This window comes from Caldimonas sp. (assembly GCF_046289365.1).
Taxonomy (GTDB): domain Bacteria; phylum Pseudomonadota; class Gammaproteobacteria; order Burkholderiales; family Burkholderiaceae_C; genus Caldimonas.
The window spans coordinates 1-13,133 of the sequence record NZ_JBKBVU010000017.1 but is presented as its reverse complement, the minus strand read 5'-3'; the positions used below and the strand labels follow the sequence as shown (position 1 = coordinate 13,133).

General features: G+C 67.6%; 14 protein-coding genes and 1 tRNA gene. 5 read left to right on the top strand and 10 right to left on the bottom strand.

The features are described 5' to 3' along the window. Positions 1-9: 9 nt before the first annotated feature. The 3 genes from ACK42S_RS03335 to phaR are packed head-to-tail and all read right to left on the bottom strand — an operon-like array spanning position 10 to position 2,956. On the bottom strand, positions 10-909 hold the full coding sequence (locus ACK42S_RS03335) for an NAD(P)-dependent oxidoreductase (protein ID WP_409703297.1): 900 nt from the start codon (positions 907-909) through the stop codon (positions 10-12). Positions 910-936: 27 nt separating this feature from the next. Next, complete coding sequence (rimO, locus tag ACK42S_RS03330; RefSeq protein ID WP_409703294.1) at positions 937-2,328, bottom strand: 30S ribosomal protein S12 methylthiotransferase RimO; 1,392 nt, start codon at positions 2,326-2,328, stop codon at positions 937-939. 40 nt (positions 2,329-2,368) lie between these two features. Next, complete coding sequence (phaR, locus tag ACK42S_RS03325) at positions 2,369-2,956, bottom strand: polyhydroxyalkanoate synthesis repressor PhaR (RefSeq protein ID WP_409703291.1); 588 nt, start codon at positions 2,954-2,956, stop codon at positions 2,369-2,371. Positions 2,957-3,543: 587 nt separating this feature from the next. Here phaR and ACK42S_RS03320 point away from each other — a divergent pair. Continuing rightward, the gene (locus ACK42S_RS03320; protein WP_409703288.1) at positions 3,544-3,750 is read left to right on the top strand and encodes a hypothetical protein; all 207 of its coding nucleotides are present in this window, start codon (positions 3,544-3,546) and stop codon (positions 3,748-3,750) included. 668 nt (positions 3,751-4,418) lie between these two features. Here the strand turns inward: ACK42S_RS03320 and ACK42S_RS03315 are convergent. Next, on the bottom strand, positions 4,419-4,634 hold the full coding sequence (locus ACK42S_RS03315; RefSeq protein WP_409703285.1) for a hypothetical protein: 216 nt from the start codon (positions 4,632-4,634) through the stop codon (positions 4,419-4,421). A gap of 119 nt (positions 4,635-4,753) precedes the next feature. Between ACK42S_RS03315 and ACK42S_RS03310 the strand changes: the two genes are divergently transcribed. After that, positions 4,754-4,924 carry a hypothetical protein gene (locus ACK42S_RS03310; RefSeq protein ID WP_409703282.1) on the top strand — a complete coding sequence of 57 codons (171 nt, stop codon included), beginning with the start codon at positions 4,754-4,756 and terminating at the stop codon, positions 4,922-4,924. A gap of 14 nt (positions 4,925-4,938) precedes the next feature. Here ACK42S_RS03310 and ACK42S_RS03305 read toward each other — a convergent pair. The 3 genes from ACK42S_RS03305 to ACK42S_RS03295 form a co-directional block, all read right to left on the bottom strand. Further along, a tRNA-Val gene (locus ACK42S_RS03305) sits at positions 4,939-5,015 on the bottom strand. Between the two features lie 36 nt (positions 5,016-5,051). Then, positions 5,052-7,319 (bottom strand): RelA/SpoT family protein, encoded by a 2,268-nt coding sequence (locus ACK42S_RS03300; protein WP_409703279.1) that lies wholly within the window; start codon positions 7,317-7,319, stop codon positions 5,052-5,054. Next, complete coding sequence (locus tag ACK42S_RS03295; RefSeq protein ID WP_409703276.1) at positions 7,316-8,194, bottom strand: alpha/beta fold hydrolase; 879 nt, start codon at positions 8,192-8,194, stop codon at positions 7,316-7,318. Before ACK42S_RS03295 ends, ACK42S_RS03300 begins: the two co-directional genes overlap by 4 nt. Before the next feature lie 72 nt (positions 8,195-8,266). Here ACK42S_RS03295 and ACK42S_RS03290 point away from each other — a divergent pair, with 72 nt between their 5' ends. Beyond that, entirely contained in the window at positions 8,267-9,037 is a 771-nt protein-coding gene (locus ACK42S_RS03290) for a 3-hydroxybutyrate dehydrogenase (RefSeq protein ID WP_409703273.1), read from the top strand. An 84-nt stretch (positions 9,038-9,121) separates the two neighbouring features. Here the strand turns inward: ACK42S_RS03290 and ACK42S_RS03285 are convergent, their stop codons facing one another. Continuing rightward, a complete protein-coding gene (locus tag ACK42S_RS03285; protein ID WP_409703270.1) occupies positions 9,122-9,826 on the bottom strand; it encodes an SIMPL domain-containing protein in 705 nt (234 codons plus the stop codon). Positions 9,827-10,065: 239 nt separating this feature from the next. Here ACK42S_RS03285 and ompR point away from each other — a divergent pair, with 239 nt between their 5' ends. Both ompR and ACK42S_RS03275 read left to right on the top strand, forming a co-directional pair. Next, positions 10,066-10,809 carry a two-component system response regulator OmpR gene (gene ompR, locus ACK42S_RS03280; RefSeq protein WP_409703267.1) on the top strand — a complete coding sequence of 248 codons (744 nt, stop codon included), beginning with the start codon at positions 10,066-10,068 and terminating at the stop codon, positions 10,807-10,809. Between the two features lie 131 nt (positions 10,810-10,940). Beyond that, a complete protein-coding gene (locus tag ACK42S_RS03275; RefSeq protein WP_409703264.1) occupies positions 10,941-12,275 on the top strand; it encodes an ATP-binding protein in 1,335 nt (444 codons plus the stop codon). Here ACK42S_RS03275 and ispF read toward each other — a convergent pair whose 3' ends face one another. Next, the gene (ispF, locus tag ACK42S_RS03270; protein ID WP_409703261.1) at positions 12,276-12,755 is read right to left on the bottom strand and encodes a 2-C-methyl-D-erythritol 2,4-cyclodiphosphate synthase; all 480 of its coding nucleotides are present in this window, start codon (positions 12,753-12,755) and stop codon (positions 12,276-12,278) included. It lies immediately after the preceding gene. Then, positions 12,755-13,133: 2-C-methyl-D-erythritol 4-phosphate cytidylyltransferase (locus tag ACK42S_RS03265; RefSeq protein ID WP_409703258.1), on the bottom strand; the 379-nt coding region annotated here is incomplete at its 5' end. The genes ispF and ACK42S_RS03265, both read right to left, overlap by 1 nt.

Sequence of the window (13,133 nt, the reverse complement as noted above, 5' to 3'; positions counted from 1 at the left end):
GTGGGGGTGTCAGTAACCGAGTTGGCGATCCACGGGGCGAGGCAAGGGCCGGCCGGCCTCCAGAGCCTCCAAGCCTTCGACGAACTGGGCGATGATGGTCGCCACCGAGGACTGCGCCGCGATGTGCGGCGTGATCACGAGGTTCGGCGCGTCCCACAGGGGCGATTCGGGCGGCAGCGGTTCGTTCACCTGCACGTCCAGCGCGGCGAAGGCCAGGTGCCCGCTGCGCAACGCCGCCACGAGATCGTCCTCGACCACGTGCGCGCCCCGGGCGATGTTGATCAGTGCGCCCCCGCGTGGCATCGACGCCAGCGCCTCGCGGTCGATCAGGCCGGTGGTCTCGGGCGTGAGCGGCAGGGCACACACGACGATCTGCGCCTCGCGCAGGGCTTCGTGCAGCGATCGGCCCTGGCTTCGCCGCCAGCCCTGCACGTCGAAGCCGCAGGCGGCCAGCATGCGCGAGATCTCCTGCCCCGTGGCGCCCTGCCCCAGCACGCACACGCGGTGGTGGGCCGCGGCCATCGGGTGGCGCTTCCAGAGGCGCTCGCGTTGCTGCACGTCATAACGCGGCAGCTCGCGCGCGAAGCGCAGAGCCATGGCCGTGACATATTGGGCGATGCCCAGCGCCTGATCCGGGTCGACGATGCGCGAGACCGGCACGGCCGCCGGCAGCTCGCTCACCAGCAGTTTTTCCACGCCAGCGGCCACCGAACAGACCCAGCGCAGGCGTGGCAGCGCGTTGGCCACACCAGCTGGGAACCGCCAGCCGAGCACCACCTCGGCGTCGGCCCAGCGGGCCACGGGCAGATCGCGCGACCAGACCACGAGCTCGTCGGTCGGGCGACGGCGGCGCAAGGCGTCGAGATAGGGGTCGGCAGGCAGCGGGTGGGTCAGCAGCAGGATCTTCATGCCCGTGACCATACCCCAAGCCGCAGGTCAGACCGGCAGTCCGATCAGGTCGTGGCCCTGCGTGCCGACGATGCGGGCCCGGGTGAACTCACCCACCTTGAGCGTGCGCGAGGCCTTCTCGGGCGGCAGCAGGCGCACCGTGCCGTCGATCTCGGGGGCGTCGGCATAGCTGCGGCCGATGCCGCCCTTGCGGCCCATGGCGGGCGCGGCATCCACCAGCACCTGCATCGTGGCGCCCACGCGCTGCTGCAGCTTGGCAGTGGACACGGCTTCGGCCACGGCCATGAAGTGGGCGCGCCGTTCCTCGCGCACGGCCTGCGGCAACGCTCCGGGCAACTCGTTGGCCGCGGCGCCTTCCACCGGGGAATAGGCAAAGCAGCCCGCGCGGTCGATCTGCGCTTCGCGGATGAAGTCGAGCAGGGTCTCGAACTCGGCCTCGGTCTCGCCAGGAAAGCCGGCGATGAAGGTCGAACGGATCACGATCTCGGGACAGATCTCGCGCCAGCGCCGGATGCGCTCGAGGTTTTTCTCGCCGCTGGCCGGGCGCTTCATGCGCTTGAGCACGTCAGGGTGCGCATGCTGGAAGGGAACGTCCAGATACGGCAGGATGCGACCCTCGGCCATCAGGGGCACGATCTCGTCGACGTGCGGATAGGGATAGACATAGTGCAGCCGCACCCAGGCGCCGTGCGCGGCGGCCAAGTCGCCCAGGGCCTGGACAAGTTCGAGCATGCGCGTGCGCACGGGTTTGCCGTCCCAGAAGCCGGTGCGGTACTTCACGTCCACGCCATAGGCGCTGGTGTCCTGGCTGATCACCAGCAGCTCTTTCACGCCCGCTTCGAACAAGCGGCGGGCCTCGCCCAGCACATCGCCGATGGGCCGCGAGACCAGATCACCGCGCATGCTGGGGATGATGCAGAAGGTGCAGCGGTGGTTGCAGCCCTCGCTGATCTTCAGGTAGGCGTAGTGCCTGGGCGTGAGCTTGATGCCGGTTGGAGGCACCAGGTCGACGAAGGGGTCGTGGGGCTTGGGCACGTGTTGGTGCACGGCATCCATCACCTCCTGCGTGGCATGCGGGCCGGTGACGGCCAGCACCTTCGGATGCACCTCTTTCACCAGGTTGCCGCCCCCCTCCCCTGCGCGGGCGCCCAGGCAGCCGGTGACGATGACTTTGCCGTTCTCGGCCAGGGCCTCGCCGATGGTGTCGAGGCTTTCCTTCACGGCGTCGTCGATGAAGCCGCAGGTGTTGACGATCACCAGATCGGCGCCTTGGAAGGTCTTGGAGGTTTCGTAGCCTTCGGCGCGCAGTTGGGTGAGGATGAGCTCGGAATCCGTCAGCGCCTTGGGGCAGCCCAGGCTGACGAAACCGATCTTGGGGGGGGAGGCGGCGGCGTCCACCACGAGGGATTCTTGCGTCATGAACGGATTTTCGCCGATCCGCCCCGGCCGCGCCCGGGGTTCAGCGCTTGGGCGGCCCAAAGCCGGGAAAGCCCGGCGGCATCAGCGTCTCGGCCTGTTTCTGCATCTGCTCTTGCATCTGCACGAAGATGTTCTTCGACTGCTCGAGGTAGTTGCTCATCAGCCCCTGCATCATGGGGGCCTGCACGCTCATGAACTGGGTCCACATCTCCGGCGAGAAGCCCTTGCCCTCGACCATGCCGCGTGACTGTTCGGCAAAGCGTTTTTGCATCTCGACGAAGGCCTGGATGTTCTTCTCCAGGTAGGCTCCCATCAGCCCTTGCATCGCGTTGCCGTAGAAGCGGATGATGTCGGCCAGCATGTGGGTCGAGAACATGGGCACCCCGCCGCTTTCCTCCTCGAGGATGATCTGCAGCAGGATGCTGCGGGTGAGGTCCTCGTTGGTCTTGGCGTCGCGCACGACGAAATCCTCGCCGGCCAGCACCATCTTCTTCACGTCGGCCAGCGTGATGTAGCTGCTCGTGGCCGTGTCGTACAGGCGGCGGTTCGGATACTTCTTGAGGGTGCGCAACTGCGGGGCGGCGCCAGCGCCCGCAGCAGACGCGGCGCCACGTTTGGCCTGTGCCATGGGGTTCTCCAACAACCGGGCAGGTGCACGACGGTGCACTGTAAAAGATCATTCTAGGGGGCTGGCCGGCGCTGCCCGCAGGGGGGTTTCCCCACGGTATGCACGAGTGTGTGCGCAACTCGCCACGCCCCACGGCGCACCCGTGACGAATAGCAAAGCCCCGCGGAATCACCCAACGGGACCTCGTGTGTCTGGTAGGCGCGATCGGGCTGGCGTCCCAGGAAGTGGTGTACGTCCTTCAGTGCGCGGCAAGTTCCCCAAGATCGGCGCGCTCATGGCCAGCGCCGAGCACGAAGTGCTGGCCTACATGGGCTTCCCCCGCGCACACTGGCTACAAAGATACTGCTCAGCCTCGGCTGTCTGCTGTGCAGCGCTGAGACCCGTGTGCGTCTCGGCCCTTCCGGGCTGTGGACCTACACCACGCGGCGGGACACGATCGCATCCAGCAAGCGGTGGCAATCTGCTCGCCGACTTGGGCCAGGCGGCTCCTGAGCTCCCCGCTGATGCGGCCGAGGTCGGCAAAGCGCGCCGATGCGGCCCGCGCTGTCGAGCTTGATCTGGATCTTCAGCCTTGCTACCGTTTTAGCATGCTCGGTCATCCCAAACGCTTCGATCCCTTGCTGGCCCTGAGCCCAGCGCTGGCTCTGATGTTTGGCGCGGGTTTGGTGCTGGCCCTGTGGTTCCCGTCGCTGGGTTGGCTGGCCGGGTGGCTGCTGGCCGTTCCTGTCTTGCTGGTGGGCGCAGCGCTGGTCTTTGGCGTTGCGGCGGCCCTCATCGGCCGGCTGCTGCGCTGACTTCCCTCACCCACCGCTCCCAGTCTTTCTTGTCGAGGACGCATTCTCCAGTTTCAGCTGTCTACGTTTGGGGGGAGCTTACGGGATCACCCCGCCGGAGTAAGCCACGCCGGAGAACCGGCGCGGCGCATCGGGCTGGGCCCGGGCGGCAAACGTGATCGAGAGGACCTGAGGTTGCATGCGCGCATGGTGGCGATGCGCTCAGGCTGAGGCAGCGGGAACGGGTTCACGCCTGGCGATGGGAGCCTTGGCTTGGCTGCCAAGCAGGAGACCCGCTACACTGAGGCCGTGTAACAAGGCGTCTTTATGCGGGCGGATTAACGTCATTCGAGTGACGTCTTGGGGTGAGGGTTACCGCCGGCGCTCATCACATCTCCACCCACCGAACCCAAGCTGTCCTCCGCAAGAGTTCGTCCCGTTTGTTGTACAGGTAGTCGTCGCTGTCTGCCGCGAAGGCTGTCCTTGCGCTTGCGATCTGGCATACATGCGGTGGAGGTGCATTCGAGATGCCAGGCAGAAGGACGGCCGTCCCGGGGCTCCCTTCATCTCTGAAGCCATGACTTGTGTAGTCGCAGTCACGCTATACTGCGCAAGCCGGTCGGGGGCGATGTTTCCGCAAACGAACCAGACCCGGCCACGAACCCAGGCGTGCGGACGCGCTGGGTTTTTTACCTTCTGCGCCAGATGGGCACGCCCTCTGAGACATAACCGGCCCAATGCTTCGCGTCTGGCGCAAACGCCGACCACCCATCCCATGCCTTGCCTGTCCAACGGTAGGCCAGCTTGACGAAGATCTCGCGTCCGCGAACCCGATAAGCGCCAAGCACGGCCAGCTCCGGCAGCGCATTGTCTCGTTCAATCAGCTGCACGGTCGCCGGGTCCATGAGTACCTGCCCGGCCACGGGCCGAACCTACGCCACCGGCCACACCGACTGCACTACTGCCCTCATGGCAGGCGGCAACCCGGCATACATCGCTTCCCAGACGGGTCACAGCCTGAAGAATGCTGCTGGACACCTATGCTCGCTGGATCCCCGGCGCGGACGGCGGTAGCGAGCGTGACAAGCTGGCGCGCTCGCACGCAGGAGGCACAGCCGATATTGGCCTGGAAGTTCCCCGAGCAGTTGTGGCGAAAAACGAAAAACCCGGAAAGCCGTTGAATCTCAACGACTGACCGGGTTCTGTGTCTGGTAGGCGCGATTGGACTCGAACCAACGACCCCCACCATGTCAAGGTGGTGCTCTAACCAGCTGAGCTACGCGCCTAAGAAGCTCGACACTATAGCATGTTTTTTGGCAAGGTCAGCGGCGCCTGGCCTGCCGCACGCCCGGGACCTGGGCCACCACGCCCAGCACCTGGGCCAGGCGCGCGGAATCGGCCACCTCCACGGTGAAGGTCATCCACGCCGTGCCGCGCACGGTCTGGGTGTTCACGCCGATGACGTTCATCTTCTCCTTGGCGAACACTTCGGAGATGTCGCGCAGCAGCCCCTGACGGTCGATGGCCTCGACCGCCACGTCCACCGGATAGACTGGGATCCTGTCGCCAGTGGGTTGGCCCCAGGTCACCGCGATCACCCGCTCCGGGTGACGCCCGGCAATCTGGCGGAAGGTCGAGCAGTCGGCGCGGTGCACCGCCACCCCTTTGCCCTTGGTGACGTAGCCACCGATCGCGTCGGGCGGTGCGGGCTTGCAGCAGCGTGCCAGCGTGGTCAGCAAGGACTCCACGCCCACCACGAGCACACCGCCCTTGCCGCTGCCGGAGTCGCTGCGTGGCTTGCGCAGGGCAATCTGGTCATCGGCCGTCGTTGCGGGATCGGACGGACGCAACAGGTTCTCGATGTGGCGCAGCGAGTACTCGTCCTTGCCGACCACGTCGAACAGGGCATCGGCATTGCGAAAGCCCAGTTGCGTGGCCAGGTCCTCGAGCTTGATCGCAGTGCGCCCCTCCCGCTGGAGAAGCTTTTCCACCAGCTCGCGTCCGCGGGCGATGGTCTGCTGCTGGGCCAGGGCGTTGAACCAGGCCCGCACCTTGGCCTTGGCCCGCGCGCTGCGCAGGTAGCCCAGCTCGGGGTTGAGCCAATCCATCGACGGGCCACCTTCCTTGGCCGCCACCACTTCGACGGTCTGGCCGCTTCGCAGGGGCGTGTTCAGCGGCACCATGGCGCCATCGACCCGGGCGCCGCGACAGCGGTGGCCCAGGTCGGTGTGCACGGTGTAGGCGAAGTCCACCGGCGTGGCACCGGCGGGCAGCTCCACGATGGCTGCCTGCGGCGTGAAGACATAGATGCGGTCGTCGAAGACCGCGCCCGAGGTCTGCGTGGCCTGGCCAACGAAATCGCGCTCCCAGGCCAGCAACTGGCGCAGCACGGCCTTGCGGGCCTCGGCCACCTGGGCTTCGAAATCGCCGGCCGCGCTCACGCCCGCATAGCCGCGGGTACCGGCCTCCTTGTAGGCCCAGTGGGCCGCCACGCCGTGCTCGGCATGCTCGTGCATCGCCTGCGTGCGGATCTGGATCTCCAGGCTGCGCCCTTGTTCGTCGTAGACCACGGTGTGCAGCGACTGGTAGCCGTTGGGCTTGGGTTTGGCGATGTAGTCGTCGAACTCCTCAGGCAGCGGCCGGTAGAGCTCATGGACCAGGCTGAGTGCGGCGTAGCAATCGGGCACGCCGGGCACGATGACACGCAGGGCCCGCAGGTCGTAGACGTGGTCGAAGTCGAGCTGCTTGCCCCGCATCTTCTTCCAGATGCTGTAGATGTGCTTGGGCCGGCCTTGCACCTGTGCGGCGATGCCGTGCTCACGCAATTGGGCGCTCAGGCGCTGACGGGCCTGCTCCACGACCTGCTCGCGCTCGATACGCTTTTCGTCGAGCTGTCGGGCAATCGCCTTGTACTGCTCGGGTTCGAGGAAGCGGAAAGACAGATCCTCGAGCTCCCATTTGATCTGCCAGATGCCCAGGCGGTTGGCCAGCGGCGCGAACACGTGCAGCGATTCGCGCGCCAGCACCAGCGGACATTCGCGTTTGGATTGGGCGTAATAGCGCAGCGTCTGCAGGCGCGAGGCCAGGCGGACCAGCACCACACGCAGGTCGCGCGAGAACGCCAGCAGCATCTTGCGCACACGCTCGGTCTGCTCGGCGCGCATCTCCTCGTCGATCAGGGCGTCGCGGGCGTTGCGCTGGATCTGCACCAGCTTGCGCGTGGCCGCCACCAGGCTGGCATACGATGCACCGAAGGCCTTGCCGATCACCTCCTCGGGCTTGTTCAGATATTCGCCCACGTAGACGAGGTAGACCGCCGCGAGCAGCGAGGGCGAGGCGCCGATGGAGCGCAGGATCGAGGCCACGCCGGCGGCGTGGTCCAGCGCATCCTCGCCGGTGTCGAGCCGCTGGCCGGCCAACAGGGGTTCGGCAAAGGCGCGCGCGCGCTCCAGGCGCGCCGTCTCCTGGGCCAGGGCCTCGGCCATGCCGGGCCCGCGCAGCGAAGCAGCCGCCGCGGGCGAGTCCATCTCGCCGGCCAGTTGCACGATGGGCGCGGCCACCTCGGCCGCGTCCTGGGACATCGTCTTCATGCTGTCGTCAGAAACTCCCGGACCACGGCCACCTGGGCCGGATCCACCAGCGTGGGTGCATGGCCCACGCCTTCGAACTCCACCACGGTTGCCCGCGGCCCGCGCTCGGCCATCGCCTGCGCCGTCTGCGCCGTGAGCAGGTCCGACTGCGCGCCGCGGATCACCAGCGTGCGGGTGCGCAGGCTGTCATAGCGCTGCCACAGCAGGGCCTGCGCGGCCGCTGCCATCTCGGGCGTGGCCGCATGGAAAGGCACGGCGATCTTCGGATCGTAGTGCGGGATGTAGGCCACGCCCCGTTCGTCCTCGATCCGGCGCAGCATCGGCCGTGTCAGAGCGAGCCACTGCTCGTGCGTGTGCGGGCCGAAGCCTTCCGAAATCGAACGGAAGTAGTCGGCCGCGGCCTCCACGGTGTCGAAACGAGGGAGCTGCCCCAAATAGGTGCCGATGCGCTGCAAAGCCGCCGGCTCGATCGTGGGCCCTACGTCATTGAGCACCAGGGAGCGCACCGGAGCCCCCTTCAGCGAGGCCAGGCCCAGACCGATGAGTCCGCCCATCGAGGTGCCCACCCAGTCCACCGTCTCGGCCCGCACCCGCGCGAGCAGGGTGACCATGTCGGCCACGTAGGTCGGAATCTGGTAGCCCATCGGGTCGTCGAGCCAGTCCGAGCGGCCGCGGCCCACGACATCGGGGCAGACCACGCGGTAGTGGTCGCACATCGCCTGGGCCAGCACGTCGAAGTCGCGGCCCTGGCGCGACAGCCCGTGCACGCACACCAGCACCCGGCCGTTGGACGGGTCGCCCCATTCCCAATAGGCCATGCGGTGCAGGCCGTGGGGGTCCAGGCATTGCACGAAATCCAGGCGCGGCTGCGTCATCGGGGCCTTCCTCTCTGATAATCCAGGGGCTTGTCGCTGATTCTCCCTGAACCTTAGCAAAGAGGACTCCATATGTTGAAAGGCAAGACCGCCCTGGTCACGGGTTCGACCAGCGGGATCGGCTTGGGGGTGGCCCTGGCACTGGCACGCCAAGGTGCCGACGTGGTGCTCAACGGTTTCGGCGACGTCGAGGCGGCCAAGGCCGAACTGGCCCGGACCGGCGTGCGGGTGGGCTACCACGGCGCCGACATGAGCCAGCCGGCGCAGATTGCCGAGCTGATGGCCTATGCCGCCCAGGACTTCGGCGGCGTGGACATCCTGGTCAACAACGCCGGCATCCAGCACGTGGCCCCGGTGGAGGACTTCCCGCCCGAGAAGTGGGATGCGATCATCGCGATCAACCTCAGTTCGGCCTTCCACACCACCCGCCTGGCCCTGCCCGGTATGAAGCGACGCAACTGGGGCCGCGTGATCAACATCGCCTCCACGCACGGCCTGGTGGCCTCGGCGCAGAAATCGGCCTATGTCGCCTCCAAGCATGGCATCGTGGGTTTCACCAAGGCCGTGGCGCTGGAGACCGCCACCACCGGCGTGACGGTCAACGCGATCTGCCCGGGCTGGGTGCTCACCCCCCTGGTGCAAAAGCAGATCGATGCCCGTGCCGCCCAGGGTGGCATCTCCTTGGAACAGGCCCAGCGCGAACTGCTGGGCGAAAAGCAGCCCTCGCTGCAGTTCACCACACCCGAGCAACTGGGTGCGCTGGCCGTGTTCCTGTGTTCCTCCGCCGCCGACAACGTCCGCGGCGTGGCCTGGAACATGGACGGCGGCTGGGTGGCCCAGTAAGCCATCGAGCCAGCAGGTGCCGAGCGTGCGGCCCGGCCCCTGCACGGGCCGGGCACGTGGGTGGCAGCGCGAAACGCGCAGGCCCTACTTCAGCACCACGCTGCCACTGACCGTCACCGTCACGAGCGCCTTGCCGGCCTCCACCGGCAGGGGAGCCGCCTCGGCGGCCATCACATCGGCTTTGGCGCGCATCATCAGGGGCACCGGGATCACACCGGGCTCCTGGGTCGAGACGTTGATCTCGCGCAGCTCATAGCCGCCGAAGCCGAAGAGCTTGGCCAGTTCCTGCGCTTTGGCGCGGTACTGGGCCACGGCCTGGGCCTGCACGGCGGCCTCATGTTTCTCGCGGGCCTGGCGTGACAGCCCCTGCGACACGCGCGCCACGCTCAGCGTCTGGATGCGTGCGGCCGTCTGGGTGATGCGCGCGATGTCCGTGCCTTCCAGCACGACCTCGGCCGTGCCTTGCCAGCCGGAGATCCGCCCCTGACTGGCATAGCGCGGGTAGACCGAGAAGTGGCCGGTGCGTACTTCCATCGCGCCAGGCTGCGCGGCGGGCCGGGCCTGGACCAGGGCGGCCTCCACCGCCTGCTGCAGCGCCTTCTGGACCGTGGCGGCATCGCCGGCTTCCCGCGTGGTGTTCAGCGTCAGGCTCAGGAAATCCTGCGGGACTTCCACGCTGGCGCTGGTGGCAAAACTCACCACGTTGGCCGCCGCCGGCTGGGCCAGGACGGAAGGAGTTGCCAACGCGGTAGCAAGGCACAGACCGGGCAGAACGAAGCGTCGCTTCATGGGATCCTTTCCTGAGGTGAACGAGAGGCTCGACGTGACAGGCTAACGCAAGCCCGCGTCGAAACGACGACGGCCGGTGCCGCCTTTGCCCAAGCTTTACATGCGCTTCACCCGTCTTCACACGGGGATTTGCGGCCTCGGGCCCCGAGTGGCAATATTTGTAACACTTGGTCAAAACGACCGTTTTCGGCGGTTGCTCACCCGCACAATCCCGCGTTGTTACAAATTCGGGAGTCCCCATGACCACAGCCCCCCAGCCCCCCGCGCCGCGCCCCGACCAGATCGTGGTGGTGGACGATGATGCCCGCATCCGCGACCTGCTGCGCCGCTACCTCACACAGGAAGGCTTCGAAGTCTTCCTGGCCGAGGATGCCAAGGCGCTGAACCGGGTGCTGACGCGCGAGACCGTCGATCTGATCGTGCTCGACCTGATGCTGCCCGGCGAGGACGGCCTGTCGATCTGCCGCCGGCTGCGCGCGGCCAACGACCAGACACCCATCATCATGCTCACCGCCAAGGTCGAGGACGTCGACCGCATCGTGGGCCTGGAGGTGGGCGCCGACGACTATCTGCCCAAGCCTTTCAACCCCCGCGAGCTGCTGGCGCGCATTCATGCGGTGCTGCGCCGCCGCCCTGCGATGGAGGCCCCTGGCGCCCCCACCAAGGAGCCGCAGACCGTGGTGTTCGGCCCCTTCGAATTCGACCTCGCCCAGCGCCGCCTGACCCGGGACGGCGAAGCCATACCGCTGACCACGGGAGAGTACTCGATGCTCAAGGCCCTGGTGCGCCATCCGCGCCAGCCGCTGTCGCGTGACAAGCTGGCGCAACTGGCCCGCGGCCGCGAGTTCGAGCCCTTCGACCGCAGCCTGGACGTGCAGATCTCGCGCCTGCGCAAGATGATCGAGCCTGACCCCGCCCAGCCCCGCTATATCCAGACGGTGTGGGGCGTGGGCTATGTCTTCGTGCCCGACGGCGCGACCTGACCCCGCCCGGCCGGACGCTGCGCGCCAGACCCCCGGGTCTGGCGTTTTTTCATCACCGATGACGCTGTCCCGCGCCTGCGGGCGGCATACTGCGGGGCGCATCCAGCCCCTGCCCTGTCCGACAAGCCCCGATGGTCCGCAAACGTGTCACCCTGAGCCTGTTCTGGCGCACCTTCATGCTGCTCGGGGCCTTGCTGGGGTTTGGCATCTTCGCCTGGGTGCAGACCTTCCGCGCCCTGGAGTTCGAGCCCCGGGCCGTGCAGGCGGCCCAGCAACTGGCCAGTCTGGTGAACCTCTCACGGGTGGCACTGCGCTACACCGACAGCATCAACCGCGTCACCCTGCTCAAGACCATCACCGAGCAGGAAGCCATCCGCGTGCAACCGCGCGAACCTGGCGACGCCTACGTGCCCTTCGACACCGACCGCTTCTCGCGGCGCATCGCCGAGGAATTGCGCACCCGCCTGGGCCCCACCACCGTGGTGGCCTCCAGCGTGAACGGGCGGCCGGGCCTGTGGATCGACTTCGCCATCGAGACCGACCGCTACTGGCTGCAGGCCGATCCGCAACGCCTGGAGCCCGTCACCGGCAAGACCTGGTTCGTCTGGGTGGGCATCGCGCTGCTGGCCACCGTGATCGGCTCGGCCACCGTGGCGCGGCTGATCAACCAGCCCCTGCGCCAGCTCTCGTTCGCCGCCAGCCGCATCCGCGAAGGCGAGTACGAATCCCGCCTGGACGAGAACACGATGACCAGCGAGATCCGCGAGGTCAACAAGGGCTTCAACCGCATGGCCCGCGAGCTGGCCAAGGTGGAGGAAGACCGCGCCGTGATGCTCGCCGGCATCTCGCACGACCTGCGCACGCCGCTGGCACGTCTGCGCCTGGAAGTCGAGATGAGCGTGCAGGACGAGGAGGCCCGCCGCTACATGGCCGCCGACATCGACCAGCTCGACGCCATCATCGACAAGTTCATGGACTACGCCCGCCCCAGCGAAGTCAAGCTGGTGCCGGTGCACCTGTCGGGTGTGATCGACCGGGCCGCCGCGGCCTTCCGCGACGCCAGCCAGATCCGCATCGAGTCGCGCGTGGCCATCGACACCATGGTGCTGGCCGACGAAACCGAGCTGGGCCGCGTGATCGGCAACCTCTTCGAGAACGCACGCCGCTATGGGCGCAGCAGCGACACCGGCATTGCCCTCGTGCAGGTGACCTATGCACGCACCGGCCCGTGGGTGATCATCAGCGTGCGCGACCACGGGCCCGGCGTCTCGCCCGAGAAGCTGCCCCAGCTCACCACGCCCTTCTTCCGCGGCGATGCGGCGCGCACCGCCGCCACCGGCGCCGGCCTGGGCCTGGCCATCGTCGAGAAAACCATCATCCGCATGGGCGGCACCTTCGAGCTGAGCAACGCGCCTGCGCCCGACACGGGACTGATCGCCCGCATCCGGCTGCGCAAAGCCCCCTGATCAGGCGCGCCGCAGCAGGCACACCGCGCGCGCCTCGATCGATTCCTGCCGGCCCACGGGCCCGAGCTTCTCGGCCGTCTTGGCCTTCACGTTGACCTGCTCCACCCCGCACCCGAGGATGGCGGCAATGCGCTGGCACATGGCCGGGATGTGCGGCGCCATCCTGGGCGCCTGGGCGACGATGGTGGCATCCAGGTTGACGAGCTCGTAGCCGCGCTCGCGCACCCGGCGCATCGCCTCGGCCAGCAGCACCGAGGAATCGGCGTCGCGCAGGCGCTCGTCGGTGTCGGGAAAGTGGCGGCCGATGTCCCCCAGGGCTGCCGCCCCCAGCAGTGCGTCGGTGATGGCATGCAGCAAGGCGTCGGCATCCGAGTGGCCCTGCAGGCCCAGATGGTGCGGGATCTCCACGCCGCCGAGGATGAGCTTGCGGCCAGCCACCAGTGCGTGCGTGTCCCAGCCTTCTCCGATGCGGATGTCCATCAGCGTATCCTCAGCAGTCGCTCGGCCAGGACGAAGTCCTGGGGATAGGTGATCTTGAAGTTCTCCAGCGCGCCAGGCACCAGCTTGGGCCGGTGGCCCAGGGCCTCGACGGCGCTGGCCTCGTCGGTGACCGTCTCGCCCGCATGCACCATCGCGCTGTGGAGCAGGCCCAGGCGGAACATCTGCGGCGTCTGGGCCTGCCATTTGGCGCGCCGGTCCAGCGTCCCCGCGCAGCGGCCCGCAATCTCTTCCTTGAGCGTGTCGGCCACCGGCAGGGCCAGCAAGCCGCCGACCTCGTCATTGAAGCAGGCCTCGATCAAGGCCTCGACCCACTCGGGGCGCAGCAGGCAACGTGCGGCGTCATGCACCAGCACCCAG

Coding starts and splice junctions, on each gene's coding strand:
- ACK42S_RS03335 (WP_409703297.1), bottom strand. CDS start 909: ATGAAGATCCTGCTGCTGACCCACCCGCTGCCTGCCGACCCCTATCTC.
- rimO (WP_409703294.1), bottom strand. CDS start 2,328: ATGACGCAAGAATCCCTCGTGGTGGACGCCGCCGCCTCCCCCCCCAAG.
- phaR (WP_409703291.1), bottom strand. CDS start 2,956: ATGGCACAGGCCAAACGTGGCGCCGCGTCTGCTGCGGGCGCTGGCGCC.
- ACK42S_RS03320 (WP_409703288.1), top strand. CDS start 3,544: ATGCTCGGTCATCCCAAACGCTTCGATCCCTTGCTGGCCCTGAGCCCA.
- ACK42S_RS03315 (WP_409703285.1), bottom strand. CDS start 4,634: ATGGACCCGGCGACCGTGCAGCTGATTGAACGAGACAATGCGCTGCCG.
- ACK42S_RS03310 (WP_409703282.1), top strand. CDS start 4,754: ATGCTGCTGGACACCTATGCTCGCTGGATCCCCGGCGCGGACGGCGGT.
- ACK42S_RS03300 (WP_409703279.1), bottom strand. CDS start 7,319: ATGAAGACGATGTCCCAGGACGCGGCCGAGGTGGCCGCGCCCATCGTG.
- ACK42S_RS03295 (WP_409703276.1), bottom strand. CDS start 8,194: ATGACGCAGCCGCGCCTGGATTTCGTGCAATGCCTGGACCCCCACGGC.
- ACK42S_RS03290 (WP_409703273.1), top strand. CDS start 8,267: ATGTTGAAAGGCAAGACCGCCCTGGTCACGGGTTCGACCAGCGGGATC.
- ACK42S_RS03285 (WP_409703270.1), bottom strand. CDS start 9,826: ATGAAGCGACGCTTCGTTCTGCCCGGTCTGTGCCTTGCTACCGCGTTG.
- ompR (WP_409703267.1), top strand. CDS start 10,066: ATGACCACAGCCCCCCAGCCCCCCGCGCCGCGCCCCGACCAGATCGTG.
- ACK42S_RS03275 (WP_409703264.1), top strand. CDS start 10,941: ATGGTCCGCAAACGTGTCACCCTGAGCCTGTTCTGGCGCACCTTCATG.
- ispF (WP_409703261.1), bottom strand. CDS start 12,755: ATGGACATCCGCATCGGAGAAGGCTGGGACACGCACGCACTGGTGGCT.